24 protein-coding genes and 3 pseudogenes are annotated in these 25,983 nt (G+C 71.4%); 9 read left to right on the top strand and 18 right to left on the bottom strand.

The genetic code is table 11. The annotated features are described in order from the left end of the window. Positions 1–30: 30 nt before the first annotated feature. A pseudogene (locus AB0L21_RS23420) lies at positions 31–901 on the top strand (IS5 family transposase). Between the two features lie 42 nt (positions 902–943). Here AB0L21_RS23420 and AB0L21_RS23415 read toward each other — a convergent pair. The 3 genes from AB0L21_RS23415 to AB0L21_RS23405 all read right to left on the bottom strand — a co-directional run bounded on the left by AB0L21_RS23415 (position 944) and on the right by AB0L21_RS23405 (position 3,712). After that, positions 944–1,972, bottom strand: a complete 1,029-nt coding sequence (locus tag AB0L21_RS23415) for a S66 peptidase family protein (RefSeq protein ID WP_365786149.1) — start codon at positions 1,970–1,972, stop codon at positions 944–946. An 83-nt stretch (positions 1,973–2,055) separates the two neighbouring features. Beyond that, positions 2,056–2,814, bottom strand: a complete 759-nt coding sequence (locus AB0L21_RS23410) for a transposase family protein (RefSeq protein ID WP_365786147.1) — start codon at positions 2,812–2,814, stop codon at positions 2,056–2,058. Positions 2,815–2,938: 124 nt separating this feature from the next. Continuing rightward, positions 2,939–3,712, bottom strand: coding sequence for a fibronectin type III domain-containing protein (locus AB0L21_RS23405; protein ID WP_365786145.1), 774 nt, complete (start codon positions 3,710–3,712; stop codon positions 2,939–2,941). Positions 3,713–3,913: 201 nt separating this feature from the next. On the opposite strand from AB0L21_RS23405, the gene AB0L21_RS23400 reads away from it, so the two are divergent. Beyond that, complete coding sequence (locus AB0L21_RS23400) at positions 3,914–4,285, top strand: transposase (RefSeq protein WP_365786143.1); 372 nt, start codon at positions 3,914–3,916, stop codon at positions 4,283–4,285. On the opposite strand, the gene AB0L21_RS23395 is transcribed toward AB0L21_RS23400, so the two are convergent. Next, complete coding sequence (locus AB0L21_RS23395) at positions 4,255–5,043, bottom strand: transposase (protein ID WP_365786141.1); 789 nt, start codon at positions 5,041–5,043, stop codon at positions 4,255–4,257. The genes AB0L21_RS23400 and AB0L21_RS23395 overlap by 31 nt on opposite strands. 106 nt (positions 5,044–5,149) lie before the next feature. On the opposite strand from AB0L21_RS23395, the gene AB0L21_RS23390 reads away from it, so the two are divergent. Together AB0L21_RS23390 and AB0L21_RS23385 are read left to right on the top strand one after the other, a co-directional pair. Further along, a protein-coding gene (locus AB0L21_RS23390) for an IS5 family transposase (RefSeq protein WP_365786139.1) occupies positions 5,150–5,937 on the top strand; the annotation gives its coding sequence in 2 pieces (ribosomal slippage) (positions 5,150–5,486 and positions 5,486–5,937; 789 coding nt in all). A gap of 727 nt (positions 5,938–6,664) precedes the next feature. Then, a complete protein-coding gene (locus tag AB0L21_RS23385; protein WP_365786137.1) occupies positions 6,665–7,297 on the top strand; it encodes a DUF2461 family protein in 633 nt (210 codons plus the stop codon). A 120-nt stretch (positions 7,298–7,417) separates the two neighbouring features. On the opposite strand, the gene AB0L21_RS23380 is transcribed toward AB0L21_RS23385, so the two are convergent. The 12 genes from AB0L21_RS23380 to AB0L21_RS23325 all read right to left on the bottom strand — a co-directional run bounded on the left by AB0L21_RS23380 (position 7,418) and on the right by AB0L21_RS23325 (position 19,565). Further along, complete coding sequence (locus AB0L21_RS23380) at positions 7,418–8,092, bottom strand: LysE family translocator (RefSeq protein ID WP_365786135.1); 675 nt, start codon at positions 8,090–8,092, stop codon at positions 7,418–7,420. A 103-nt stretch (positions 8,093–8,195) separates the two neighbouring features. Then, positions 8,196–9,455 carry an aspartate aminotransferase family protein gene (locus AB0L21_RS23375; RefSeq protein ID WP_365786133.1) on the bottom strand — a complete coding sequence of 420 codons (1,260 nt, stop codon included), beginning with the start codon at positions 9,453–9,455 and terminating at the stop codon, positions 8,196–8,198. A 51-nt stretch (positions 9,456–9,506) separates the two neighbouring features. Next, complete coding sequence (locus AB0L21_RS23370) at positions 9,507–10,007, bottom strand: flavin reductase family protein (protein ID WP_365710903.1); 501 nt, start codon at positions 10,005–10,007, stop codon at positions 9,507–9,509. 1 nt (position 10,008) lies between these two features. Beyond that, positions 10,009–11,631, bottom strand: a complete 1,623-nt coding sequence (locus AB0L21_RS23365; protein WP_365786131.1) for an amino acid adenylation domain-containing protein — start codon at positions 11,629–11,631, stop codon at positions 10,009–10,011. A gap of 5 nt (positions 11,632–11,636) precedes the next feature. Continuing rightward, the gene (locus AB0L21_RS23360; RefSeq protein ID WP_365786129.1) at positions 11,637–12,722 is read right to left on the bottom strand and encodes a hypothetical protein; all 1,086 of its coding nucleotides are present in this window, start codon (positions 12,720–12,722) and stop codon (positions 11,637–11,639) included. A 28-nt stretch (positions 12,723–12,750) separates the two neighbouring features. Next, complete coding sequence (locus tag AB0L21_RS23355) at positions 12,751–13,569, bottom strand: 4'-phosphopantetheinyl transferase superfamily protein (RefSeq protein ID WP_365786127.1); 819 nt, start codon at positions 13,567–13,569, stop codon at positions 12,751–12,753. Next, positions 13,562–14,731, bottom strand: coding sequence for an acyl-CoA dehydrogenase family protein (locus AB0L21_RS23350; protein WP_365710790.1), 1,170 nt, complete (start codon positions 14,729–14,731; stop codon positions 13,562–13,564). The genes AB0L21_RS23355 and AB0L21_RS23350 overlap by 8 nt, the downstream gene beginning before the upstream one ends. After that, positions 14,728–14,985 carry an acyl carrier protein gene (locus AB0L21_RS23345; protein WP_365710788.1) on the bottom strand — a complete coding sequence of 86 codons (258 nt, stop codon included), beginning with the start codon at positions 14,983–14,985 and terminating at the stop codon, positions 14,728–14,730. Before AB0L21_RS23345 ends, AB0L21_RS23350 begins: the two co-directional genes overlap by 4 nt. 120 nt (positions 14,986–15,105) lie before the next feature. Then, positions 15,106–16,419 carry a type III PLP-dependent enzyme gene (locus tag AB0L21_RS23340; RefSeq protein ID WP_365710786.1) on the bottom strand — a complete coding sequence of 438 codons (1,314 nt, stop codon included), beginning with the start codon at positions 16,417–16,419 and terminating at the stop codon, positions 15,106–15,108. Further along, on the bottom strand, positions 16,412–18,040 hold the full coding sequence (locus tag AB0L21_RS23335; protein WP_365786125.1) for a class I adenylate-forming enzyme family protein: 1,629 nt from the start codon (positions 18,038–18,040) through the stop codon (positions 16,412–16,414). The genes AB0L21_RS23340 and AB0L21_RS23335 overlap by 8 nt, the downstream gene beginning before the upstream one ends. Further along, positions 18,037–19,299 (bottom strand): acyl carrier protein, encoded by a 1,263-nt coding sequence (locus AB0L21_RS23330; protein WP_365786123.1) that lies wholly within the window; start codon positions 19,297–19,299, stop codon positions 18,037–18,039. Before AB0L21_RS23330 ends, AB0L21_RS23335 begins: the two co-directional genes overlap by 4 nt. Next, a complete protein-coding gene (locus AB0L21_RS23325) occupies positions 19,296–19,565 on the bottom strand; it encodes a phosphopantetheine-binding protein (protein WP_365710780.1) in 270 nt (89 codons plus the stop codon). Before AB0L21_RS23325 ends, AB0L21_RS23330 begins: the two co-directional genes overlap by 4 nt. 1,098 nt (positions 19,566–20,663) lie before the next feature. On the opposite strand from AB0L21_RS23325, the gene ectA reads away from it, so the two are divergent. The 3 genes from ectA (at position 20,664) to AB0L21_RS23310 (ending at position 22,823) form a co-directional block, all read left to right on the top strand. Then, positions 20,664–21,221 carry a diaminobutyrate acetyltransferase gene (ectA, locus tag AB0L21_RS23320; protein ID WP_365710778.1) on the top strand — a complete coding sequence of 186 codons (558 nt, stop codon included), beginning with the start codon at positions 20,664–20,666 and terminating at the stop codon, positions 21,219–21,221. Further along, on the top strand, positions 21,218–22,300 hold the full coding sequence (locus AB0L21_RS23315; protein WP_365786121.1) for an enoyl-CoA hydratase-related protein: 1,083 nt from the start codon (positions 21,218–21,220) through the stop codon (positions 22,298–22,300). The genes ectA and AB0L21_RS23315 overlap by 4 nt, the downstream gene beginning before the upstream one ends. Positions 22,301–22,382: 82 nt before the next feature. Next, on the top strand, positions 22,383–22,823 hold the full coding sequence (locus tag AB0L21_RS23310; RefSeq protein WP_365786119.1) for a hypothetical protein: 441 nt from the start codon (positions 22,383–22,385) through the stop codon (positions 22,821–22,823). 315 nt (positions 22,824–23,138) lie between these two features. On the opposite strand, the gene AB0L21_RS23305 is transcribed toward AB0L21_RS23310, so the two are convergent. Beyond that, positions 23,139–24,215, bottom strand: a complete 1,077-nt coding sequence (locus AB0L21_RS23305) for a glycerophosphodiester phosphodiesterase family protein (protein WP_365786117.1) — start codon at positions 24,213–24,215, stop codon at positions 23,139–23,141. 251 nt (positions 24,216–24,466) lie between these two features. Here AB0L21_RS23305 and AB0L21_RS23300 point away from each other — a divergent pair, with 251 nt between their 5' ends. Both AB0L21_RS23300 and AB0L21_RS23295 read left to right on the top strand, forming a co-directional pair. After that, positions 24,467–24,952, top strand: a complete 486-nt coding sequence (locus AB0L21_RS23300) for a DUF3761 domain-containing protein (RefSeq protein WP_365786115.1) — start codon at positions 24,467–24,469, stop codon at positions 24,950–24,952. 280 nt (positions 24,953–25,232) lie between these two features. Next, positions 25,233–25,776, top strand: a pseudogene (locus tag AB0L21_RS23295) (IS5 family transposase); the annotation flags it as partial. Here AB0L21_RS23295 and AB0L21_RS23290 read toward each other — a convergent pair. Next, positions 25,748–25,921, bottom strand: a pseudogene (locus tag AB0L21_RS23290) (IS5/IS1182 family transposase); the annotation flags it as partial. The pseudogenes AB0L21_RS23295 and AB0L21_RS23290 overlap by 29 nt on opposite strands. Positions 25,922–25,983: the final 62 nt, after the last annotated feature.

The raw sequence follows: 25,983 nt of genomic DNA, 5'->3' as shown, positions 1-25,983 counted from the left end.
TCCATTACCGATCACCCTGCCGAGCCCGCCATGCCCGCTGCCTCCCGTCGCCGCCGCTACCCATCCGACACCTCCGTCGCCGAATGGGCACTGCTGGAACCCCTGCTGCCCATCCCGGCCTGCCAGACCAGGACCGGCGGTCATCCGGAGAAGTGGCCGCGGCGGGAGATCGTCGACGGCATCCGCTACATCGTCGACAACGGCGCGAAGTGGAGGGCCCTGCCTGCGGATTTCCCTCCGTGGGAGACGGTTTACGGATTCTTCTGGCGGTGGAACCGGGCCGGGGTGGTCACCCACATCCGTGACCAGCTCCGCCGCAGGATCCGTACGGGAAAGGGCCGCTGCCCCCACCCGGTGACGCTGATCGTGGACTCCCAGTCAGTCAAGGGTGCCTCCACCGTCGGCCGGAACAGCCGGGGCTACGACGCCGCGAAGAAGATCAACGGCCGCAAGCGACATATCACCGTGGACACGCTCGGCCTGCCGGTGATGATCACGGTGACGCCCGCCGACGTCCAGGACCGCGACGCCGCCCGCGACGTGTTCTGGCGCCTGCGCCTCACCCAACCGCAGATCACCCAGGTCTGGGCCGACCGCGGCTATGCCGGCGACCTCGTGGACTGGGCGCGCGACCGCCTCTGGCTTACCCTGCGCATCGTCTCCCGGCCCAAAGGGGTCAAGGGCTTCGTCGTGTTGCCCCGCCGCTGGAAAGTCGAGCGCACGATCGGCTGGTGCATGAACGCCCGCCGCAACACACGCGACTACGAACGCCTGCCCCAGCACTCCGAAGCACACCTGAACTGGGCACTCATCACCATGATGACCCGGCGGCCTGACCCGCAAAAGCCCCCGCACCGGCTGGACGAAAAAGCGCACCGGAAGCGGGGAGCCGTCCTGCTGACCCGACCCACCTCTGTCAGAGCTGGGCGGCCGGTCTGATGCGTCAGTCCAAGGTTTGCGTCAATTCGCTCCGGCTCGGTGTGTGAACGATACGGCCGTACCCTCCGTTGACGATCGGCATGTAGGGCGGCACGTGGCCGCACTCGATGTCGGCGATGATCGGCACGTTGAGAGAACCAAGTGCGTCGAGGACGGCCTCGTGCTGGCTGAGGGAACGGTTGTCGGGTGCGCTGGTCCGGCCAACGAGAACCGCGTTCGCCCGATCGAAGAACCCAGCGAGCCTCATGCCATGGAGGTTCCGGCAGATGGTGAAAGCATCGTCGCCGGCTGCCTCCACATACACGAGGAGCCCATCCGGTGACTCGTTGCGAGCGAAGGCCGAGACGTCGAGGTAGGCCGTCCCTGCGAGATTGCACAGAGTTTCGATGCAGCCGCCGATCAGCCTTCCCTCGGCCTCCACGTCACCGATCCCGTCGAGCCGGGTCCAGGCGCCCACGGAGTCGAGCGTGTACTCGCGTATGTCGGGGAAGGCGGCGAAGTCGTCAAAGCCGGTGGCCCGATGGCGACCGGGCGGGGTCTGGGTGAACTGGTGCCCCCGGGGCGCTGCGACGATGTCGAGCCACGATCGCAGTCCTTCGGGCACTCGGTAGGGCGTGTCCATGAGGTTGTTGCCATGGACTGTCGCCGTCCCAGTGAGCAGAGTCATCGGCGTGATCAGGGTCGACATGTCGGAGAATCCGACGAGCCAGGTGGGCTCTGCCTCCCGCAGCCTGTCCCAGTCGAGCAGCGGTAGCAGGTCAATCGCGGTCTCTCCGCCCCACGGCGGCACGATGGCCTTGATGGTGGAGTCGGTCAGCATCGACATCAGTTCGCTCGCGCGGTCAGGGGCCGAAGCACTGACGTGCCCGGAGCCGTCCATGCACCGGCCGATGACGACCTCGTACCCGCGGTCCTGGACGTCACGAACGGCGACATTGAGCCGCTCACGCAATTCCTTCGCGACCCCGCTCGATGGAGAGGTAACACCAACACGGTCACCGGGACGCAGGGGGGACGGGTATCGCACAGCCATGCGCTGGATTTTGGCACAGCGCCATACCCGGAGGACACCGAGTTCTATGTGCTCCAAACGGCCCGGATGCCGGGTCACCAGGTTCAAAAACACCTAGTCAGGTGCGCGATGCCGTGCTCGACCCGGATACGTCGCGAGGAGTGCGCTTTGCGCTGTCGCTCGTGCATTTCCTCGTACCAGTCCGGAGCGTTCTGCTTGAACTTGCGGTGCGGTGGTGTGATCACCCGGCCGCCGGTCTGCGCACCCAGGCCCTGGTAGCCGGCATCGGCGAGGATCTCCATGGCGGGACCGTTGGCCAGGAGACCGACCAGCCCTAACTGGCGGGCGTGAGTGGGGTCCGCGCAGCTTCCGGGCCTGGTCGGGCTGCAGAACAGCATCCGGCCATCCGCGTCGGTGAGCACCATGGTCTTGACGGCGTTCTGCTTGCTCTTGCCGGAGATGAACTTGTCCCGGTCCTTGCGTCCGGCAGCCGGCCGCCGGACCCGGATCTCGGTGCCGTCGATGATCCCGGTCTTCCCGCTGGCACCGAGATGATCGACGACCTCGGTCAGAGTCCGTAGCCGCACGCCGGGGCTCACGGTGCGTCCTCGCTCGGCGAGCAGCGGCCGTACCTCGCCGATGGCGCGGGTGATGATGGAGCGGTCCACGTCGAACCAGCAGGCCAGCACGTCGTGCGTGGCCCCGTGCCGGAGGTGCACGAGGGCGGCCAGGAGCCGGTCGACGAACACGAGCCGGTGCTTCGCGCCGGCGCCCACCGCCCGCTTCCGCGGCCGGGACGCAAGCTTGTCCTGATGCCGTTCATGCCACAACGGGCCCAACTCAGCCACCAGTTCAGCGATCACATCGGCCGAGAGACCCGTGATTCTCCGGTTGCTTACGATCGCTGCGCGAGACGCCTTCCCCATCACACAACCATGATCGACGATCAGGAAACCGACGCCTCACCGCCTACCGTGCACGAGCTCGTTAGGCGCACTCACCTCTGGGGCTTACGGGCGTCCAGGCTGACGGACCCTGGGCGTTGACCGCCCGGATCTGGAAGCAATGCCTGACGCTTGGGTCGAGGTTAGGCCAAGTGAATGTCGTACGATCCGCATCCATGGGCAATGTCGTGTTATTGAGCGTGGTGTTGCGGATTTCGTACCCGCTTTCATTAGTGGCATTGTCAACCCACTGAACGACGACGGTTCGATTATTGCCGGGGTCCCTGGTCGCAACCACGTTGGACGGCTCCCTCGGGCGTCCGACGTCAGCGCCGACGGTATTTCGCACGAAGAACTTCGCGCCAGCATAGTCCAGCGAATTGAACTCGCTATTCACTACTTCGAGGTTCCACGATTTAGATTCACCTACAGTGACACCCTGCGTGATGGCTGACTTTTCACCGTCGAGGTCGTCGCTCAAGCATGTCGATCCTTCATAGAGGCGGATCGTCGGCGTAACCGCGACGTACTCAAAGCGAGTGAGCTCCAGTTGGACCGTCAGAAGGCCAAAACTATCCCGTACGCAAGCCCCGGTGGAAAGGGTCGCTCTTGTCCTATCGTGCGTAAGAGTGGCTCTCTTCTCGAAGTTGAACTCGCCGACCCTCTTTCCCGTGAAAAGTCCCGGCGAGTCGATCACCTTCATGTGGCCAGTCAAAACGACAACGTGAGTATTGGCCGCCGCCGCAGGCTCCGTCATGCTCACGAACGGAACAGGGATTATCAGAATCGCAGTCGCTATGGCAAGTCTTAGCTTCATTGCCGGACCTCCCGCATATTGGTGCCCGGCCCGAGAAGCACCGCAGTGGCCGACCGGGGCATTGACCGTTCCGTACCACCAGAATCGCACCGCAGCAATTCAGTCGCATCTTAGAGCTCGTAACACGATCTTGTGGATGTGTGCTGGCCAGCAGTGACCAGTACTACGGTTCCGCCGTTCGCGACGTGTGGGGAACCGGCCGTGTTCGTGGACGACGACTTGTGGGCGCTGATCGAGCCTCCGCTGTCACCTTGGCCGGAGAAGGCGCCCGGCCCGAAGCCAGTGGACGACCGGCTATGTCTGCAGGGCATCCTGTACGTGCTCTACAACGACATCAGCTGGCAACTGCTGCCGTCGGAGCTGGGGTTCGGCTCCGGACAGACCTACTGGCGCCGACTGGGCCGCTGGCACAGGGCCGGTGTCTTCGACCAGTTGCACCGTCTCCTGCTCGCCGAGCTGAACGCAGCCGACGAGCTGGACTGGTCCCGGGCATGCGTGGACGCCTCCCACATCCGTGCGAAAAAGTGCCCCTATGGCTTTCGTCAAGCGGTAGCGATCTTGGGTGGTTCGTAGAAGGTGCCGTCGCGGAGCATGGCGAAGAGGACGTCGATGCCACGGCGGGCGAGGCAGACGAGAGCCGCGACGTGGTGCTTTCCTTCGCGGCGTTTCTTGTCGTAGTAGGCGCGTGAGTGCGGCTGGGAGAGAGAGGCGAACGCGGCAAGGTAAAAGGCTCGCTTGAGCTGCTTGTTGCCACGCCGGGCCGGGCGCTCGCCGCGGAGAGAGGGGCCGGATCGGCGGGTGGCGGGTGCGAGTCCGGCGTAGGCGGCCAGGTGGCCTGCGATGGCGAAGCCGCTGCCATCACCGACGTCGATGAGGATGCGAGCTGCGGTCGTGACCCCGACGCCGGGCATGGAGGTCAGGACCCGTGAAAGAGGGTATGCCTCCAGCAGTTGTTCGATCCTGGCGGCGAGGAGCATGGTGCGGGCGGCATCGGCGATGATGGCCGCGTCGCGGGCGTCGGTCTTGGCCTCACCGGGATATAGGTCGGCGATCCGCCGCATGGTCAGCCCTGGCAGATAGGCGACATGGCAGCCGACGTCGCGGTCAACAGCCAGCGGCAGGGCCCCAATCGAGGCTGGCTGGTCCACCACGACCAGCACCGTTCCATGCCTGGCCTGCAGTTTCTCGAACAGCTCACGCAATCGCGGTTCACTGTTGGGCAGCGGCTTGTCGAGCAATTTCTTGCCCGGCGGAGTCAGGGCGGTGCCGTGATGCTCACCGTTGCCGACGTCCAGACCGAGGTAGACATCGATCTTGTCCTCGCCGTCCACGCACCCCTCCCCAGCAGATTCCTTCCCGGCCTCATCTCCCGGCACCAGCGTGCCGGCATCCACGTTACGAAGGCCTGCTTCACTCCGACGAGCTCGGTGAGCGGTCATGCCCCTGATCAGCGGTCTGTGGACGTTGTTCCAGCGGGTGGTGCCGCCGGCACCGGTTCGCCCGCAGGGTGGAGGGCATCGCCGGCGAGGGGACCGTGAGGTGCTGGCCGCGATCGTTTTCGTGGCCACGTCGGGCTGCACCTGGAATCAACTCCCGCCGGGCTTCGGTCTGTCCGGGGTGACCGCCTTCCGGCGGTTCACCGAGTGGACCGAGGCCAGGGTCTGGGCCAAGCTCCACCGCCTGGTCCTGGACGAACTCGGCGCCCGGGGCGAGCTTGACTGGCCGCGGTGCGCGATCGACTCCGTCAGCGTCCGGGCACTCAAAGGGGGCGGCTGACGGGACCGAATCCGACCGACCGTGGCAAAGCCGGATCGAAAATCCACCTCATCGTGGACCGCCAGGGCCTGCCCCTGTCGGTCGGCATCTCCGCCGCCAACCTCCACGACAGCCAGGCTCTCATCCCCCTTGTCCGCGGCATTCCGCCCATCCGCTCCCGTCGCGGCCCGCGACGTCGACGACCCGGCAAGCTGCATGGCGACAAGGGCTACGACTACCGCTACCTGCGGCAATGGCTCGCTTCCCGCGGCATCCGGCACCATCTCGCCCGTAAAGGTGTCGAGTCGTCCCAACGCCTGGACCGACACCGCTGGGTCGTGGAGCGGACCGTGTCCTGGCTGTCCGGCTGCCGACGCCTCCACCGCCGTTACGAGCGCACGCCGGAACACTTCCTCGCTTTCACCGCCGTCGCCGCGACCCTCATATGCCATCGCCGGCTTACCAAGTGAAATGGCGTCTAAGGAGGGTGGGCCGCCCCGCACAAGGCGACCCACCCCGGACACGTCCGGCTCATGGGCCGGCGTCATCGACCTCCGCCTGAGACCAGTCGGGGTGTCCTTCGCGGTAGTCACCGCCGTGACGCCGGTCGTCACCGCGGTGGTCACCACGGTGGCGCCGGTCGACGGACGGTCGCGCGGCCGTTCGAAGCCGATTACTCCGAGCGCGCAGCGTCTGCTCGGCGCCATGGTGGCGGGCGGTGACGACGGCGCCGGACAAGCGGCGGTCGATGGTGCAGGGTGCGATGAGCTTCCCCAGCGACCGGCCGGACTTCGGGAGCCGGGCGGGCGGTGCCAGCACCACCCCACGAAAGCGACCCGCGTCCCGGTACGGACGGCGGCCGACGGCAGGCCCTCCTCGGAGCAGAACCTGAGCCGTTCCAGTCGGCGGGGCGGCGCAGCCGGTGCGGGTGCGTACGGGGCGGTTGTTCTCGACGCGGGCGGTCGCCTCGTGGTCGAGCCGGGGCAGGCGGCCTCGGTCGCCTGTCGAACCGCGCGGGCGCGGCGGTGGCCGACGGATCTCGAGTCCGGCTGCACAATCTCACCGCCCGCTTCACATCGACTGCACTCTCAACTGGCCGACGAGCCCCGCCACAGCACCTCCCACCTTGTGCGGGATCACGGCTCCCTACCCGTCTCACTCTCCACGCGCGGACCATGGGTGAGCTAACCTGCCGGCATGCGCGGACAGTTCACCGGCTGGCCGGAGCAGGCCATGGACGTGTTGTGGCAGCTCCAGGGCGAACCGACCCACGCGACCCGCGAGCGCTGTCGCGCGGATCGCGAACGCCTGGTCCGGCAGCCGATGATCGCCCTGCTCAACGAGGTCGCGGACACCGACCCCCGATACGAGGACTTCTCCGTCTGGCACTACCGCACCGACTCCTGGTGGTGGCAGCACCAGAGCGCGGTGATCCGGCTCGGCCGCAAGATCGAGATCGGTCTCCGGTTCTCCCTGGACGGCCTGCGGGTCCAGGGTGCCTGGTGGTACCCCGATCCCGGCCAGGTGGACATGTTCCGCAAAGCCGTGGCCTCCGAGGGGAGCGGCCGCGAACTGGCCGCCATCGTCGAGGACGTGCGGAAGAAGGGCTACGACATCTCTGGGGACCTGATGAAACGCCCGCCACGCGGCTATCCGACGAACCACACCCGTACGAACCTGCTCCGCCACCGTTCGCTGATAGCCGCCCGTTCCCTCGGCTGCGAGGAGTGGCTGCACACCCCGGAGGCGGTCGACCGGGTCCTCTCGGCCGCCGCCGACCTGGACGCCCTGCTGATGTGGCTGGTCCGCCACGTGAAGCGCGCCGCCTGACATCACGAGGGCGCCGCGCCGCACAGGAGGAACCACACCCATGCCGCCAAACCTGGCGGGGACGCGCCGAGTGCCGAAACAACCGCAGACGAAGCAGCGTGAGGCACCGACACCCCCGCCTCATGAAGCCGCGGCGACGCCGATGCCGATGGCGATGAACAGCCAGCCGGTCGTCAGCTCCCAGCGGTGGCGGATCGTCGGGCGGGCGAGGAACGCCCGCAGCCGTGCGGCGACGGCGACGAGGGCGAACCAGTAGACGACGCCGATGAGGACGTCGAGGATGCCGAGGAAGAAGATGTGCCGCGCGGTCGAACCGCCGCCGTGCACGAACTGCGGCAGGATGCTGAGGAAGAAGAGCGCCGCCTTGGGGTTGAGCACGTTGGTGAGGAAGCCCTCGGTGAAGCCGGACCGCCACCGGGCGCGGGCCGGCTCGTCCGGGGCCGGGGTCCGCGGGGCGGTAAGCCCCTCCGGGCCGTCTGTCACCGCTGCCTCGGCGCGGCGCTCGCGGGCGCTGCGCCGGGCGGCCAGAACCGCCCGGATCCCGAGGTAGACCAGGTAGGCCGCGCCGAGCAGCTTGATGGCGTCGTAGACCACGGGAGAGCGGGCGGCGATCAGCGACAGCCCCGCGGCGGCGGCGAGCATGTGCACGCACAGCCCGGTCTGGGCGCCCAGTGCCGCGGCCCGTCCCTTGGCGGGGTGCTCGGCGGCCGAGCGGATCACCACCAGGAAGTCCGGGCCGGGGACCACGTAGGCCACCAGGACGACACCGAGGAAACCCGCCAGGTCGGCCGACATCCGCTCTCCCCTTCGCTTGCCCCGAGGCCGGTTCGCCACCGAGGGGTTTCGTCATGGGCCGGTCCTGACCTGCCGCGTCCGGCCCTGGTCCGCCGAGGTCCGCTCAGGCCGCGAGCGTGCGCCTGCCGACCACCGAGGCGACGGCTTCGTCGAGTATCCCAATGCCCTGTTCCAGGTGCTCGTCCGCCACGGTCAGCGGCGGCAGGACCTTGGCCACTTCGTCATCGGGTCCGGCCGTCTCCAGCAACAGCCCGCCCCGGTACGCGACGTCGCACACCTCGCGGGCCGCACCGGGGCGGTCGAAGGGCAGACCCCAGGCCAGACCGCGCCCGCGGGGGGCGGCCAGCCCGTGCCGCCGTGCGGTCTCGGTGAGGGCGCGGCGCACCCGTTCGCCCTGGGCGGTGGTCCGGTTCTCCAGAGCGCGGTCGGACCAGAACAGCTCCAGCGCGCGGGCCCCGGTGACGAACGCGGGGTTGTACCCGCGGAATGTGCCGTTGTGCTCGCCGGGCTTCCACACGTCGTACTCGGGGCGCATGAGCGTCAGGGCCATGGGCGTCCCGTACCCGCTGATGGACTTGGACAGGCAGACGAGGTCGGGAACGATTCCGGCCGTTTCGAAGGAGAAGAACGGCCCGGTGCGTCCGCAGCCCATCTGGATGTCGTCCACCACGAGGAGGGCGCCGTGCTCCCGGGCCCAGGCGGCCAGGGCCCGCAGCCAGACCGGGCGGGCGGGGTTGACGCCGCCCTCGCCCTGGACGGTCTCCACCAGCACCGCCGCGAGCGGCCCGTTCGCGGCGGCAGCGTCCAGTGACCGGACGAGCCGCGCCACCGACTTCTCCTCGTCGTCCGCGGGGTCGTCGAAGGGCACGGGGACGGTGTGCGGCAGCGGTACCCCGGCTCCGGCGCGCTTGGCCGGGTTGGCGGTGACGGCCAGGGCTCCGAGCGTCATGCCGTGGAAGCCGCGCTGGAAGTAGGCCACGGTGTGCCGGCCGGTGACCTTCCGGGCGAGTTTGAGTGCGGCTTCGACGGCGTTGGTGCCGCCGGGGCCGGGGAACTGGACGCGGTAGTCCAGGCCGCGGGGGCTGAGCACCAGATCGCGCAGGCGTTCCAGGAAGACGCGCTTGGCGGTGGTGTGCATGTCGAGTCCGTGGGTGACGCCGTCCCCGGAGAGGTAGTCCAGCAGCGCGGCCTTCAGTTCCGGCGGGTTGTGCCCGTAGTTGAGGGCGCCGGCGCCGGCGAAGAAGTCGATGAAGGACCGTCCGGACTCGTCGCGCAGAACGGCGCCGCGTCCGGTGGTGAACACGGTGGGCCAGGCCCTGCTGTAGCTGCGGACCTCTGATTCCATGGTGCCGATGACGCTCATGCTCGATTCCTGTCCTGGGTGCGTGCGGGTGGGGAGGGCGCGCGGCCGGGGTCAGCCGGCCACAGCGTGCTGGTGGCGCTGATAGAGCACCAGGGCCGGGGCGGTGGGGTCCTGCGCGGTCCACAGGACGCGGCCGATCAGCAGGGTGTGGTCGAGCACGGTGGGCGCCTGGTCGAGGCGGCAGACCACGGTCGCGGCGGTGGCCGCCAGGACGGGGCAGCCCTCCTCGTCCCGGTGGGGGACGCCGTCGAAACGTTCCGCCGCGGGCAGTCGGGCGAAACGGTGCATCAGGTCCCGTTGCTGCCAGCTGAGGATGTTGACCGCGAAGCCGCCGTGCGCGCGGGCGTGTCGTACGGTACGGCCGCTGGTGGCGAGCGAGACGAGCACCGAGGGCGGTTCGGTGGACAGGGAGAGCACCGCGTTGGCGGTGCAGCCGACCGGGCCGTCGGGTCCGGCGGTGGTGATGACCGCGACGCCGGTGGCGAGCTGTGCCATGGCGGAGCAGAACTCCTCACGGCCGGGCAGCGCGGTGGGGGTGGTGGGCGCGGTCACGTCACCGGGTTCCTTCCGGGAGGCGGGTGCGGCGCGCGCCGGTGGCGGGCCGGTCCGTGGGGATGGGGCGGGGCGGGCCGGACACGGCCGGGCGGGCCGTGTCCAGGGCGGCCTGGACGGCCTTGCGGTCGGTCTTGCCGTTGAGGTTGAGGGGCAGTTCGGGCAGGCGCAGGAGGGTGCGGGGCACCATGTAGGCGGGCAGCCGCTCGTGGAGGGCCGTGAGCAGGGGGGCCGGGTCGGGGGCGTCTCCGGTGTAGACGGCCTCCAGGACGGGGGTGGACCGTTCGGTGCGGGCCACGACCACGGCGTCGGCGACACCGGGGCACGAGCGCAGGGCCTCCTCCACCTCGCCCAGTTCGACGCGGTAGCCGCTGATCTTGACCTGGTTGTCGAGGCGGCCGAGGTGGACCAGGGCCTCGCCGTCGCGGACCACCCGGTCCCCGGTCCGGTACCAGTGGGCGCCGGTCAGCGGACCGCCCTCGTAGGGGGTGAGCCCCGTGTCGGGCTCGCCGGTGGCGAACCGTCCCGGGTCGTCCGCCGGGTCCAGATAGCCGGGGAACCGCTGCGGGCCGCGTACGAGGAGTTCGCCCTGGTCGGCGTGGCGCATCCGCTCGTCGACGACAAGGGTCTCGGCGCCGGGGTGGGCGGTGCCGATGGGCACGGTGCCGTTGGCGGTGTGCGGCCAGGCGGCGGGGTCGGCGGGCAGGCGGTAGCCGGTGCAGGTGACGGTCAGTTCGGTGGGGCCGTACAGATTCTCCAGACGGGCCGCGGGCGCGGCCTCGGCGAAGGCGCGGGCCTGCCGGACGGTGAGGGGTTCGCCGGCGAAGGCCGCGTAGCGCAGTGTCGGCATGGAGTCCGGCGGCAGCCGGCGCAGCCGGGCCGCGAGCGAGACGACCGACGGCACGGAGAACCAGTGGGTCAGCCGGTGCCGCCGGACGAATCCGGCCGGGTCCATCAGGTCGTCCGCGCTGGGCACGACGAGGGCCGCGCCGGTGCTCCAGGCCACGAACATGTCGAACACGGAGGGGTCGAAGGTGAGCCCGAAGGTCTGCGAGAGACGGCTGTCCGGCCCGGCACCGCTGCGTTCCACCGCGTGGTCGAGGTAGGCGTCGGTGTTGGCGTGCCGGATCACCACTCCCTTGGGCCGGCCCGTGGAGCCCGAGGTGAACAGGATGTAGGCGGTGTCGTGCGGGCCGGGGCCGGGCAGGCCGCGCAGGTCCGGTGCGTCGGCCGGGTCCGTCAGGGCGACCGGCAGGAGGGGCGCGGCCCGTCCCGCCGGCCGGGCGTCGCCGGTCGCGTCGGCCAGGACCAGTGTCGCGTCGGCCTGTCGTACGACGGTCTCGTTGCGGCCCGGTGGAGCCGCCGGGTTGAGCGGCACCACCGCGGCACCGAGCCGTTGCACCGCCAGGTAGGCCGCGTAGGTGACCGGTGTCCGTGCCGCCAGCAGGGCGATGCGGCGGGGCGGGGGCGCGTCGGCGGTGAGCCGGGCGGCCAGGGATTCGGCGTGGGCTCGCAGCCGGGCGTAGGTGAGCGTGGTGGTCCCGGCGACGAGCGCCGGGCGGTCCGGGTGGCGGGCGGCCGTACGGGCGAAACGGTCCCACAGGGTGAGCGTGGACGTCGGCACCGCGATCAGCTCCCCTGCCCGGCGTGTGACGAGACGTCGGTGAGTGCCGTGGGGACGCCGTAGCCGTGGGCGGCGTGCAGCGGCGAGGCCGCCGCCTCGAGTTCCGCGAGGTCGGCGAACGCGCCGGTGACCAGGGACGGCCGGGGGCGGCCCCGGCGGGCCGAGTTGGCGGCGAAGCGGAGCAGGCGGGGCAGTTCGCGCCACTTCGCGGTGGTGGCGTCGACGGCCCGGCGCTCCTCCGGGGACAGCGCCGCATCCGCGGCCCGGCCCTCCCCAGGGGACAGCACCCCGTCCGCGGCCCGGCGTACCCCTGGGGACAGTGCCGCGCCCGCCGCCAGCAGGTGTGCGTCGCGGAACATGTGGTGCTGCGCCGCCGCCCAGACGTCCTCCAGCACGCCCCGTTCGCCGTCGCCCCGCAGGTCCCCCAGCACCAGCCGCGCGGTCTCCTCCAGCGCGGCGGCCCCGGTCAGCCAGGGCCCGCCGGGCAGGTGTTCCCCGGTCGTCCCCGCTTCCTCGGCCAGCCACTGGTACGTCTCGTGCGCCGGGGTGGGCACGGGGAAGCCGAAGGCCAGGGCGTTGCGCGCGCGGTGCACCTCCGACAGGCCCCGGGGGAAGGCCAGCAGGGCCGTCAGCTCGGCCCCGGACAGCTCTCCGGCGAACGGCTCCTGGTGTCCGCCGCCACTGAACAGGGCGGTGAAACCGTCCACCACGTGCCATCCCCCGCCGGGCGTACGGCCGTCCACCAGGACCAGGTGAGGCGCGTGGGCGTCCGCCGGGCCGGACAGCCAGGGCAGCGCGCCGCTGTCGGCGACCACCAGCACCCGGCCGCGCCCGGCCAGTTCGGCGGCGATGCCGGTGAGGGCCGCCTCTGCGTCGGGGGCACCCCGGTACGCGAGCCGGCGCCCGCCGGGCAGGTTGTTCAGGGCGCGGTCGTGGTGCGAGAAGCGGCCGGTGGCCGGGTCGACCGCGAGCCGCACGGAGCGCGCGGTCAGATCGGCGCGGGCGGGGGCCCGCGCGGCCAGGTAGCCGGCGAGGTTCTCCGTGTAGCAGCTCAGTCCCCGGCTGGTGGGACGGGTGGCATCGGTACGCATCGGGTCCTCCGCGGGACGGGTGTGGTGGTCAGGACGTTCGGGGCGCGGGGTCGCGGCGGCCGCGGGGGGCGTCCGCCGGGTGCGCGGGGTGTGCCTGGGGCGGTCCGAAGGCGCAGGCCAGGGCGACCGGTTCGGTGCCGGCCGCGTCGTGCCAGGGCGGTCGTCGCCAGCGCAGTGCCCCCCAGGTGCCGGCCTGGCCGTCCGGGCCGGCGCGCACCCGCCAGGGCGCGCCGGACAGGCCGGTTCCGCGCGCCTTCACACAGGCCTCCTGGACGGTCCAGATCCGGGCGAAGGCCAGGGCGGCCCGCTCGGGCGGCAGGTTCGCCAGGCGTGCCGCCGTCCCGGACGTGCAGCAGCGGCGCAGCAGGGTGGCCGAGGGCGGCCGGGGCACCTGGGCGTCGACGCCGACGTCCAGTCCGGTGGCCACGGCGGCGGCCACGTACGGGCCGCTGTGCGAGATGCTCACCCCGGTGTCCGGGGAGCCGGGTAGCCGGGGACGGCCGGCCGGCTCGGGGACCACCGGGGCGCGGGCGTCCCCCTCGCCGGCCACCTCGACGAGCAGCAGCCGCAGCAGCGCCCGGCCGGCCAGGTGCTCGCGGGCCCGCCAGGCCGCCATGCCGGCGGCCGAGCGGTACTCCTCGGGGCGCAGCCGCCGTACGGCCGCGGGCGTCGCCAGCACGGCGTCCGCGGAGGCCAGGGCGACGAGGACGCCGGGAGCCGGTGTCCACAGGCGGGCCCCGGAGGCATCGGGGGGCGCGGACGCATCGGGGGGCCCGGCCGCCCGGGCGGCCGGCCGGCGCTGGGCGGGGGGCGCGGCGGCCGACGGCAGGGGGACGGTGTCAGGCAAGGGTGGTCTCCTGGTCCAGCAGGCTGAGCGAGCCGTTGGCCAGGTGCAGCCGGTCGTTGCCGTAGTTCAGCGAGGCGGACCGCAGGTCCCGCAGGGCTCGCTCCAAGCCGAGCGGCTGGTGGCGCAGATAGCCGTGGCGCAGCCCGACCAGCTCGATCAGCTCGTTCACGGCGGCCGGGCACTGCTCGGAGGCCGTCACCTTCAGGGCGTTGACGAGCAACTGCCAGGGGGCGCCACCGCGTTCCCGTTCGGGCAGTGAGACGTACACGTCGGCGGTGTGGCTGAGCATGGCCTGCACGGTGTCGATGCGCTGGCGGGCCCGGGACAGCCGGGTCAGCAGCAGCTCGCTCTTGAGGTCGCGACGGCGGCGTTCCTCGGGGCTGCGCAGCATGCGCAGGGTGCGGGAAAGGGCCCCGGCCGCGGTGCCCAGCCAGCAGGCGCTCCAGCCGAGGTGGGCCAGGGGCGCGAAGACGTCGACCATCACCCGGCGGAAGTCGCCGTGCCCGCCCACGACCTGGTCGTACGGCACCGCTCCGGTGAAGCGCATCGGCACGCTGTGCGTTCCGCGCATGCCCAGCGGGTCCCAACCGCCGAGGACCTGCACATCCAGTTGTTTCCGCTCGGCGTAGACCAGGGACACCCGGCTGTCGGAAGTGGCACCGGGCGCGAGGACGGTGATCAGGTAGGCGTCGGCGTGGGCGCCGCCGGTGACGATCGGCGCCATCCGGTCCAGTTCGACGAGGTCGCCGGCGCGCCGTGTGTCCGTGCCGGAGCTGAGCAGGTGGCCGCCCTTGCCGGCTTCGGTGGTCACCGACCCCAGGTACAGGTCGCCCCGGGCGACGCCGGGCAGGACCCGCCGGCGCAGTTCCTCGGAAGCGTGGTGGACCAGCGCCGCGACCTGCTGGCCGTGCATGGCGAACACCATGGCGGCCGACATGTCGTGGCGGGCGATCAGCTGGGATGCGGCCAGCAGGTCGGGCACCGTGCCGTCCAGGCCGCCGTAGCGGGCCGGGACCAGCAGCCCGAGGAATCCGGAGGTGCGCATCGCGGTCAGCGCGTCCAGCGGGAAGGCCGCCTTCTCGTCGCTCTCGGCGGCGTGCCGCTCGACCGCGCGCAGCACGGGCGTCAGCCGCTCGGCGAGTGCCGGGTCGAGCGCTTTCACCGGGCGTCCTGGAGGGAGCCGGAGCGGGCGCTCTGCACGGCGGCCCACAGGCTGCCGGCGGTCTCGAAGTTGGCGTCCGTGAGCTGGTCGTCGGGGAGGGTCACCCCGCAGTTGTCCTCCAGGTCGAAGACGAGATCGATGGCCTGCATGGAGTTCAGCCCCAGGTCGCGCAGCCGGTCCTCGGGCCGCAGCTCCTGCTCGGGGGCGAGGTAGCGCAGGTGGGGGCGGAGGGTGTCGACGAAAGCCTGTTCCATGGTGGGTCTCCTGAGGGATGGGGGGATGTGTGTGCGGGAGGGCGCGGTCCTCGGGTGGTCGCGCGGGGAGCCGGTCCCTGAGTCAGTGGCCGAGACGGACGAAGGTCAGTCGGCCGCTCGTCAGGCGCTGCGACGGACGAAGGTCAGGCGGTCGCTGTGCAGGAGCACGCCGTCCTCGGTGACGAGCTCCAGCGGGGCCGGATGGCCGAGGAAGAGCGCGAGGCTGGCGTGCAGGCCGTAGGCGCCGGTGTTCGGTACGGCCAGCAGGTCGCCGGGGGCGACGGCGGGCAGCGGGTACGAGCGCGCCCAGGTGTCGAGCGGGGTGCACAGCGGGCCGCAGATCATGGCGGGGCCGGGAGACTCGGCGGGGCCCGCCGGGCCCGGATCGCCGGTGCCGGGTGCCGGGGTGCCGTCCGCCCGGACCACGTCGGGGTGCAACGGGGGCACCCGGCGCAGTCCGGACATGCCGCCGAGGTGGTTGATGCCGGCGTCCAGCACCACGACGCGCTGTCCGTGGGAGTTCTTCACGTCCAGCACGCGGGTCAGCAGCCGCCCGCAAGTGGCCGTGAGGTAGCGGCCCGACTCGAAGGCCACTGAGGGCGCGTTCCGCCGCCAGCCGGGCAGGGCCGCATCCAGCTCGCGCGTCAGGCGGTCGGCGAGCCCCGGGTAGGCGGGCAGGTCCCCGGCGCGCGCGTAAGGGGCGGCGAAACCGCCACCGAGGTCGATGGTGCGCAGCGGCACCGGGAGAACCTCGCGCAGTGTGCGGGCCACGCCGATCGCCTCGCCGAAGGAGTCGGCGAGCGCCTCCTCGTCGCTGATGTTGGTGGCCAGGTAGAGGTGGAGGCCGTCGATGCGGGCGTGCTCTCCGCCCGTGTACCGCTCGGGGCGGGCGGCGATGTCGTCGGCGTCGGCGCCGAACGCCGACGGGCTCCCGGTCATCCGCAGTCCGGCTCCACGGCTGCCGCCGCCGGGGTTGACGCGCAGCAGGTAGGTGACGTGCGCTCCGTGCCGGGCGGCGGCCCGGTCCAGCTGGGTGATGCCGTGCTCGGAGTCCACGGCGAAGTCGCGGACCCCCGCGCCCAGCGCCTTGTCCAGGTCCTCGTCGCGTTTGCCGGGGCCGGTGTAGAGGATGTCGGGGGGCGGCACCCCGGCTTCCAGGGCGGCGTCCAGCTCGCCGGGCGAGCTGACCTCGGCCCGGCAGCCGAGGGCGTGCAGCGCGGACACCACGGCCGGGTGCGGGTTGGCCTTGAGCGAGTAGTACAGCTCGCTCGGCCCCGGCAGCCAGGTCCGCAGCCGGGCGTGGGCGGAGCGCACCGCGGTCAGGTCGTAGTGGTACGCCGGTGTCGTGGTGCGGGGCGAGACGGCGGCGTCGGACGGGTGTGAGACCGGGGCGTCCGCGCTCACGGGCCCGCCGTGCGGGGCGAGGTCAGTCACGGCCGGCCTCCGCGAGCCGCCCGGCCAGGACGGCCTTCGCGGTCTTGCCGTTGGCGTTGACGGGCAGCGCGTCGACCGCGTGGCAGATCCGCGGCACCTTGTAGTCCTCCAAGTGCTCGCGCAGCCGGTGCAGGACGGTGGTGGGGTCGGCCGTGCCGGTGACGACCAGGACCGCCTCGGGGCGGGTGCCGTCGGGCGGCAGGACGGCCGCGGTGTCCACGTCCGGCAGCCCGCGGGCGGCGGCCTCGACCTCGATGGCGCTCACCCGGAAGCCGTCCTGCTTGTAGATGTCGTCGCGCCGGCCGGCGAAGTACAGCCGACCGTCCTCGTCGGTCCAGCCGTAGTCGCCGGTGCGCAGTTCGGGGAAGAGCCCGTCGCGCCGGGGGAAGCGGGCGGCGGTGAGTTCGGGACGGCGCCAGTAGCCGGCCATCACGTTCGGTCCGCGCACAGTGATCTCGCCGACCTCGCCGGCCGGGAGCCGCTCCCCCGCCTCGTCCACCACGAAGACCTCGGTGCCGGTCAGCGGCAGCCCGCAGCTGCCGGGGCGGATCGCGTCCTCGTCCGGTTCGGAGATGGTGAGCCGCTTGCACTCGGTGAGCCCGAACATCAACTGCACGCGCAATCCGGGCAGTTCCTCACGCAGAGCGTGCGGGATGTCGGCGGGCAGCGCGGCACCGGTGTTGGTGAGCAGCCGCAGCGGCGGACGTTCCGCGTCACGTCGGCGGCGCAGCAGGCGCACCAGCGCGGCGGAGACCGGCGGTACCGCCGGCAGCACGGTCGCCCGGCTGCGCACCAGGTTGGCCAGGAGCGCGGGGCCGGACTCGGTGGCCGATCCGAGCCATACCTGGCTGCCCGCGAGCACGGAGAGGAAGACCTGGTACAGGCCGTAGTCGAAGGAGAGCGGCAGCGGGCAGTAGACGACGTCGTCGGCGCGGTACGCGAGCCGCTCGGCGATGGCGTGCACCGCGAACATCATCTGCTGGTGGGTGGAGACCACGGCCTTGGGCATCGCGGTGGTGCCAGAGGTGTAGATGAGGCACACCGGGTCGACGGGCAGCGGGGCGGCGGCGAGGCCGCTGCCGGGGAGGCCGGCGCGGGCATCGACGCCACCGCCGGTGGCGGAGTCACCTTGCGGTCCAAGGCCTCGCGGCACGTGACGATCGCCTCGACGGGCCCCAGCCGGGCCCGTGGTGCCGGTCGTCGGCCCGGTCGGCGACAGGTCGTCGATGTCCCCGGGAGCCGCCACGGCGACGCCCGCCTCGCGCACGGCGTCCCGGGTGGCGGGTGACGCGGCGACGGCGAGGGCCGGCTCGCAGTCGGCGAGCACATGGCGCAGGACGTCACCACGGACCTGCTCGTGCAGGACGGAGAAGACGACGCCGAGCCGGGAGGCCCCGAACAGCAGCGGCACCAGGACCGGACCGCTGTCGCTGGTCACCACCAGCCGGTCGCCGCGCCGCAGTCCACGGGCGCGCAGCGCCCCCGCGCAGCGGTGGGCGGCCCGGACCAGCTCCGCACGACTGAGGGTCACCTCGCCGCAGGTGACCGCCGGGGCGTCGGGGCCTGCACCGGAAAGGTCGAGCAGGTCGTGCAGCACGGTGGCGTACGGGCGGGTGTTCACGCGTGCGCCACCTCCGCCCCGGCCGTGGTGCGCAGCACAAGGCCGACCAGGCCCTCGACGCTGCGCAGGACGGCCGCGTCGAGGTCCTCGGGCGCGAACTCCACGCCGTAGGCGTCCTCCAGACGTTCCACCGTCTCCACCATCTGGAAGGAGGCGAAGCCGTCGATCCGGCTCAGGTCGTCGGTGGCGGCGACCGCCTCGGGGGCGGCGCCCAGGACGTCGGCGACGGTGTGCACCACCGTCCGACGCACTTGTGCGGGCGGGTGGGACATGGTCTCTCCAGGGTGCTCGGTGGCCGCGCGCACGGCGGACTCGGCATCCGCGCGCAGCAGTTCGGCGAGGGCGGGGTGGATCTGCGGGGGCACGGGACGGCCACGCTGCACGCGGCGCGCCGCCAGATAGCACTGGCCGGCCAGGGTGTCCCAGGCGGCGGCCCGGTCAGCGGCGGCGCTCGCGAGGGGGGATCCCGGCAGGCGGTGAGCGGCCCAGGCCGCGTGCAGCCGTCGTGACCGGCTCAGCAGCCAGGTCTCCAGCAGCAGGGCCGCGCACGCCTCCTCCTGGTCCGGGTGGTCTCGGAAGGCGGCGGCGTAACGCTCGGGGGCGTCACCGGCCAGCAGCCGCCGGCCGTCCTCGGCGTTGCGGGCCAGGGTGTCGGACACCGGCGGGCGGGCGGGCGGCGCGATGCGCACCGGCACCGGCAAGGCGGATGAGCCGTCGAACAGCGCGGCCGCCTGCGCGCGGTCGTAGGAGCACACCACCGGTTCCGCCCGGCCGTAGGGCGTCTCGTTGTCGTAGGCGTCCACCGCCTCGACGCGTGAGCCCCCGTCCACGGCCCGCAGCAGCACGCTGTGGTCCATGTGCTGGTGGCCGTGGTAAGGCAGCCACGGCATGCGGAACGCGTCGCCGACGACGTACAGCGGGCTGCCGTCCTCGGGCAGCAGGTCCAGCAGCGCCCGTCCGTCCGGCACGGGCCGCCCGGTCCGCAGGACCAGGCCGAGCAGGCCGCCCATCCGCTCGATCCGGTCGGCCGCGGGCTCCTCGATGGTGGGCAGGGATGGGTGGGCTCCGGCGCGCGGTGCGAAGTCCAGCCGGCCGCCGAGTTCGAGGTGGGTGCCCGGTCCGTGGTGCGCGTCGGCCAGGACGGCGGCGTTGACCTGGACGCAGTCCAGCGCCGTGGTGTCGATGCCCCGGATGGCCTCGACGAGTGGGTCGGCCACGGCGTCGGAGGCCTTCGTGCAGGGGCCCGCCGGCGCGCTCACGCGACCCGCTCCGGCGCCTCGGCCGCGGTCCGCACGATGTCCACCAGGTCGCCGACCGTGTAGACGCCGGCGAGCCGCTCGTCGGGGATGGTGAGGCCGAAGGTGTCCTCGATGTCTTCCAGGACGTGCACGATCGCCATCGAGTCCATCCGCAGGTCCTGCTCCAGCCGGGTGTCGGCGGTCAGCGCGGGCGGAGCGGCGGGGAGGTGTCCGGTGTGCGCGCGGATCAGGGGGGTCAGGGCGCGCAGGACGTCGTTCGTGGTCATCAGTGGAGGTCTCCTCCGCGTAGGACAGGGGAAAGGGGGTGGGCGGGTGGAGCGCGGGAGCGCCGTCGGCCGGGGTGCGGGCGACGGGGGGCCGCGCCGGCTCGAGCGAGGGACGGGGCGCACACCCGGGCGCTGGATGGGCGGGCGGGGCGGCACAGCTCGCGGGTGCCGGGAAGGACCCGGGTGACATGGCTCGGACGGCGGTGCGGGCCGCCTGGTGCGGGTACCGGGAAACGCTGCCCGAGTGCCCGTCGGTGACCGGACGACCGGTTACCGGCCGGTGGGTCTTCCCTTCGGCTCGTAGGGCAATTTACCGCGAGCCACTCAGGAGGCGGTGGTGCGGCGACGACGAGGACATGCGGAAAGAACGTCCTCGGCGTCGGGGATCCCGTACCGCGAAGTGCACTTCATATTGCTCTCGTTCCGTCGTCGTTCCCGCGAGGCGGGATCGTGCAGGGATATTGCGTGAGCCACGTACGACTAGCCAGTCTGCGTCGGTCCATGCGAACGAATCACGGAGTGTCTGAAAAGCGGCACCGGAGGGGCGTCTTCGCCTTACGACCGACTGGTGAAGATCATTGGCAAATACCCGCCGCATTCCCGGGACCTGCTGATCAAGCCCTTGATCACCCGAGTCGCACATTGCCGGGCCGCACCACGGAGCGCTGGCCGGGACGAGCCGAAGAGTGCCTCCCGCGGCGGAGATCAAGCCAGGAAGCCGGGGCTTCCCCAGGTGGCCTTGCGTCAACAAGCTGGGCTGTGCAAGTGTTTTCAGGGTTCTGGCGCGCCCCGCACCCACCACGCCGGAACGGATTACGCGCGGCCCCGCCGGAACACGTTCCCGCGGTTCCCCCATCGTCACTGGTCGTGCCCTGAGCGAAGTGTCGGCACAGTTCCGGAAAACACGGCGTATCTCCACGGAATACAGCATGTCTCCGCGGAGCACCGTGCGACGTCTCTGCGGAAGACCGTGCCAGGTCTCTACGGAAGACCGTGTGATGTCTCCGCCCCACACCGCACGAAAAGCCCCACCGAAGTCGCTCGCCGCCTGCCTGCCCTATTTCTTCCGAAGGCCCCTCGAATAACCGAAAGGACCTCATGAACGACTCCCTCACGCCGCACGTCACCCTGCGCGCCCCTCGTCCGGCAGACGCTCCGGCGGTCTGGCGACTGGTGCGCGACTCCGACATCCTCGACACGAACAGCCTGTACTACTACCACCTCTGGTTCCGCGACTTCGCCGGAACGTCCGTGGTCGCCGAGACCGGCGACGGCCGGATCATCGGCTTCGTCACCGCCTACATCCGCCCTTCGCGCCCCGACACTCTGATGGCCTGGCAGTCGGCTGTCGATCCCGGTCACCGCGCCCCGGGCCTGGCCGTGCGGATGATGCACGAGCTGGCCGAGCGGGCCGCCGGCCACGGCGTCACCTGCGTGGAGACCACGGTCAACCCCGGCAACCGCGCGGTCGCCCTGATGCTGCGCAGGTTCGCCCACGAACGCGGCCTCGACATCCACACCGAAGTCTTGTTCGCCGCCCAGGACTTCGCAGGTGAGGAGGAACGCGAGGCCCATCCCCCGGAGGTGCTGTACCGCATGACTCCCGCCGTACCGGCCCCGGTCCCGGCCCCCGCGTTCGCGGCGCACGCGCGATGAGCGACGCGCCCCTCCACGTCACGGTGGAGGACGGACTCGCCCTCGTCACCGTGGTCGGCAGCGGCACGGGGAACGCGCTCGGCGGCTCCTTCTGGGAGGAGCTGCGAGCCCTCATGGAAGGTGCCCGCCGACGCGACGACATCCGCGCCATCGCCCTCACGGGTGCGGGCGGGACGTTCTCCGTGGGCATGGACCTGCGCTGGTACGTCGTACGACTGCGGCGGGCCCAGCGCTCGGGGGACCCCTCCTTCATGGACGAGGACGTGCGCCTCCTCCAACGGGCGGTGAGCGCCGTCGCCGACTGCCCCAAACCGGTCGTCGCGCTCATCGAGGGCGAGTGCACCGGGGCCGCCCTCGAACTGGCCGGCGCCTGCGACATCCGCTACGCCACCCGCACCGCGCGGTTCGCCCTGCCGGAGGCCGAGCTGGGCGTCGTCGCCGACCTCGGCGGGCTGCAACGGCTGCCCCTGCTGATCAACCAAGGACATCTGCGGGAGCTGGCGTTCACCGGCCGCACCATCGACGCGGCCCGGGCGATGCGCATCGGCCTGGTCAACGACCTGTACCCGGACGCGGCTGCCCTGTCCCGGGCGGCCCGGGAACTGACCGACGACCTGCGCCGGCATCCCGCGCACGTCATGGAGGGCATCAAGCGCACCCTCGACCTCGTCCACCAGGACGGTACGCGACGCGGTCTCGACCACTGCGCCCGCTGGAACACCGTCCACACGGGACCCGACGGCCTGGGTCAGGCCATGACCGCCCGGCTGCGGCGCCCGACCGCGACCGACGACGGCACCCACGCCCGGAGCATGGCAGGGAGCGGTGAGGAAACCCACCTCCGGAGCATGACCGCGACCGACGACCAGACTGACCCACGGAGCACAGCCGCGACCGACGACCAGACCCACCCCCGGAGCACAGCCGCCACCGACGACCAGACCCACCCCCGGAGCACAGCCGCCACCGACGACCAGACCCACCCCCGGAGCACAGCCGCCACCGACGACCAGACCCACCCACGGAGCACGGCCGCCACCGACGACGGCACCCACCTCCAGAGCACGGCCGCCCCCTGAACCGCGGGGCCCGCCGGCCAGTCCGGCGCCCGGCGTCCTCGGCAGGGCTCACTACGGCACCGATCCTCGAGGAGTGAGACACATGAACGAATCCGTTGTGGCGCGGCCGCGGCCGCGCCCCGTCCTGGTCCGCGGACTGGCCCCGCGCTTCGCACTCATGATGTGCGATCCGCGCGTCGCCCCCGCCCAGCGCATGTCCTGCGTGGAGGACACGATCGAGGTGCACTACCCCGAGAGCTACATCAGCTGCCGCCTGCTGCGCCTGCCGGCCTGCGGTCTCCTGCGGTGCTCCTTCCGCGTCACCCACCTCGCCCCCGACGGTTCTCCCGAGGAGTCCCACCGTATGGACCTCGTGCTCGACGGCCCGACCGGGTCCGCCGCGCAGCGCGAAGCCGTCCTACACCGGATCTACGCCTTCCGGTGCGCGGCCACCGCCACCCGTCTCCGGCTCGCCACCCGCGTGGCTCGGCCCGACGACTCCCTGCACCGCCCGTCCGCCCGGGCCCACATGGTCGCGGCGTGAGCGAGGCCGCGGACCGATCCGCCCGCGGCCGGGAGGCGGCGGCGCAGCGCCGGTCCGGTCAGCCGAGCCCGCTGAAGGTGCCGTCGAGCTGGTCGGCCAGGACGGCCAGACCGCCGGCGTACCTAGACCGGTACCGCCCGCACATCTGCCCGGGAATACCGCAGGGCACGCACTGGGTATCCAGGCCTGCATCCGGCGCTCATGTCCGGGCATTCTTGTCCGCCGTGGGCCAAGCAGATGACGCCTGCGTCAGCCCCCTTGGCTATCGGGCGTCCCGACGCGAGCCTGTAGAAGCGCTGACGACCGCCCGGGTTCTCAGTTCGCGGCGCCGCCGGCGTAGTGCGCGTCGGCCAGAGCCTGCTGCACGAGATCAGGGCGGTTGCTGATGAACCCGTCGGCGCCACCGCGGGCGAACTCCACCGCGCTCTTGGGGTCGTCCACCGTCCAGATGAAGACCTTCAGCCGCTGCCCGTGCGGGCCCTTCAGGGCATGGGCCGCCTTGAAGTAGCGAGGAGTCACCTTCAGGTACTTCATGTTGATCTGGTCGGCCACCTTCGCATACCCCGCCAGGTCCTTCACCGCCGGTTCACGCGACAGCAGGGCAGTGCGCGCCTGGGGAGCACGAGCGCGCACGGTCTGCAGGGTGCCGGTGTTGAAGGCCTGGATGATCAGCCGGTCCGTCACCCGGTCGCCCTCGAGCCAGCCCAGCCGGCCGAGTTCCTTCACCGTGTCCTCGGCGAGCCGCGGATAGATCTCCGGCCACTTGATCTCAAGCACCAGCTTCTGGCCGTTGCTGTCCACGCGGCGCAGGTACTGCTGAAGGGTCGGTATCCTCTCCCCCGCCCACTGCCTGCCCTTCCAGCCGCCGGCGTCCAGCGTGGATATCTCCGCCCAGGCGAAGTCCCCTACCTTCCAAGGCGCACGCTCGGGGAACTTCTCCTCGACATCGGTGGTGCGGGACAAGGTCTTGTCGTGAATGACCACCAGTGTGCCGTCCTTGGTGCGCTGTACGTCGTTCTCCAGCCAGTCAATTCCCTGTGCTCGCGCCGTATCCATCGCGGCCAGGGTGTTCTCCGGGGCCGCGTGGGCACCGGCTCTGTGAGCCACACTCACCACACCCTCACGGCTGGTCGCGTCCGTCTCCGTGGACGTCACCAACAACACCGCAACCAGGCTCAGGCCCAGTCCTGCCACGCACAGGAAAACGCGCGCGAACATCCACTCTCCCCATGGGTCGATGACACAGACATTCACGGCGTAGTCGAGACGGCGCCGATAGTGCCAGGAAGAGGAGAGACTACCCACCACCCGCCGAGCCACCGACGGGTGGCCGGGACGATGGTTCGCACCGACAGCGGCAGCGCCGTCACACTCGACGGCAAGGTCAGGCACGCACGTGCGGCCGCATCGAAAGAGCGGGCCTGTGTCGAGACGGACGTAACAACGCCTGGCCCAACGACGGCCCGCGGACCACGTCCCTTGCCGACAACTGGCTGTCGCGTCGCCCTCACTCTGGAGCCCAGCGGGGTCCTGGCATCGACCCCGAGGGACGTCACGAATGGGCCACACCTGCACACAACCAGCACACTATGAGTCACAACTGGCGCTAGCGTTCGCGCCATTGGCACGTCCTGGGGGGACACATGAGCAACCCGTACACCACGCCGCAGCAGCCGCCCGTCAGAACCGCCCCGAAGTGGGCACGCAAGCGGTACGTACTGCCCACGATCGGCCTCGCCTTCTTCCTCGGCATCGGCGCAGGCGCCAGCGACCAGAACACCGGCAGCGATGCAAAGCCGGCAGCCGACAAGGTGCGGCCGACGGCCACGGTCACCGCAACTGCCACAGCCACGGAAACGGCGACGCCGGAACCCGCGCCGACAGTGACCGAGACCAAGACGGTCAAAGTGAAGGTGACCGTCACCGCCCACACGGCCGCGGCAAATTCTGGGAGCAGCGGCAGCTCGTCAGGCGGTTCGTCCGGAGGCGGCAGCTCCAGCTCCTCGGGGGGCTCCGTCGGAGCCGGGAACGGCGCCACCGCTCTCTGCAATGACGGCACGTACTCCTACGCCGCGCACCACCAGGGCGCATGCTCGCACCATGGAGGCGTAGCCGTCTTCTACAGGTAGTAAGGGCGGTACGCCGGGGCCGGCCAGTGGCAGTGGCTGCACCCGCTTTCCCCAGGTCAAGCAGGCGCCCAGCGTCGGGGCCGGCCTGGCCCTGCGGACGTGAAGGCATCTCGTCCGCCTGTGCGAAACCGAGCGCGCGGCTGTTGAAAGGCCGGCCGGGTCGCCGCCGAGACCGGCTTTGGCGGCCGCACCCGCCGCTGCTTCTACGACCTCGCTGGGCCGCCCTGCCCAGCACGGGGCTAGGCCGTTTCCTTCGGATGATCTGATCGTTGGTTGATGTGTGTCGTTGACTGACGCCCCGTGGGCGAGGATCGAGCCGTTGCTGCCGGATCGGACTCCGAAGTGGGAGGGCGGTGGCGTGATCACCGGCAGGTGATTGACGCGATCGCGTTCAAGTACCGCACCGGGACGCCGTGGATGGACCTGCCCGAACACTTCGGCTCATGGAAAGGCGCCCACGATCGCCTGCGGAGGTGGGCCGCCGGCGGCACCTGGGAGAAGGTCTTCACCGCCCTGCTCGCCCAGGCAGACTCCGAAGGCGACCTCGACTGGGTCGTAGCGGTCGACTCCACCGTCGTCCGAGCCCACCAGCACGCCGCCGGGGCCCGTCAAAAGGGGCCCCGGCCGGCGAGCCGACCGACCATGCCCCCGGACGGTCCCGCGGCGGACTGACCACCAAGATCCACCTCGCCGCGGACAGCCACTGCCAGCCGCTGGCCTTCGTGCTCACGCCCGGCCAGGCCGGCGACGCACCCGCCTTCACCCAGGTCATGTCCCGGTTACGGGTGCCGCGGCCGATCGGCCGTCCCAGGACCACGCCGGAACGGTGGCCTTCCTCGTGTTCTGCTTCTTCTTGCCCGAGATGAACGCGCGCCGCCCGCCACGGCCGGCCGGTGGCCTGCGGACCTGGATCCCGGTGGCGTCCAAGCGGAGCTCGATGCCCTCGGCCCGGGCGTAGGCGAACACATCCACCGTCGCGTCCAGCTCGGCGGCGGGGCCGACGGCGGATACGGCGCCGGTGCTCTCGTCGA

The organism is Streptomyces sp. NPDC052721, assembly GCF_040678315.1.
Lineage (GTDB): Bacteria > Actinomycetota > Actinomycetes > Streptomycetales > Streptomycetaceae > Streptomyces.
The sequence above is the reverse complement of the archived record's forward strand: the minus strand, read 5'-3'. Positions and strand labels throughout refer to the sequence as shown.

Coding starts and splice junctions, on each gene's coding strand:
- AB0L21_RS23415 (WP_365786149.1), bottom strand. CDS start 1,972: ATGGCTGTGCGATACCCGTCCCCCCTGCGTCCCGGTGACCGTGTTGGT.
- AB0L21_RS23405 (WP_365786145.1), bottom strand. CDS start 3,712: ATGAAGCTAAGACTTGCCATAGCGACTGCGATTCTGATAATCCCTGTT.
- AB0L21_RS23385 (WP_365786137.1), top strand. CDS start 6,665: ATGCGCGGACAGTTCACCGGCTGGCCGGAGCAGGCCATGGACGTGTTG.
- AB0L21_RS23380 (WP_365786135.1), bottom strand. CDS start 8,092: ATGTCGGCCGACCTGGCGGGTTTCCTCGGTGTCGTCCTGGTGGCCTAC.
- AB0L21_RS23375 (WP_365786133.1), bottom strand. CDS start 9,455: ATGAGCGTCATCGGCACCATGGAATCAGAGGTCCGCAGCTACAGCAGG.
- AB0L21_RS23360 (WP_365786129.1), bottom strand. CDS start 12,722: ATGCGTACCGATGCCACCCGTCCCACCAGCCGGGGACTGAGCTGCTAC.
- AB0L21_RS23345 (WP_365710788.1), bottom strand. CDS start 14,985: ATGGAACAGGCTTTCGTCGACACCCTCCGCCCCCACCTGCGCTACCTC.
- AB0L21_RS23325 (WP_365710780.1), bottom strand. CDS start 19,565: ATGACCACGAACGACGTCCTGCGCGCCCTGACCCCCCTGATCCGCGCG.
- ectA (WP_365710778.1), top strand. CDS start 20,664: ATGAACGACTCCCTCACGCCGCACGTCACCCTGCGCGCCCCTCGTCCG.
- AB0L21_RS23315 (WP_365786121.1), top strand. CDS start 21,218: ATGAGCGACGCGCCCCTCCACGTCACGGTGGAGGACGGACTCGCCCTC.
- AB0L21_RS23310 (WP_365786119.1), top strand. CDS start 22,383: ATGAACGAATCCGTTGTGGCGCGGCCGCGGCCGCGCCCCGTCCTGGTC.
- AB0L21_RS23300 (WP_365786115.1), top strand. CDS start 24,467: ATGAGCAACCCGTACACCACGCCGCAGCAGCCGCCCGTCAGAACCGCC.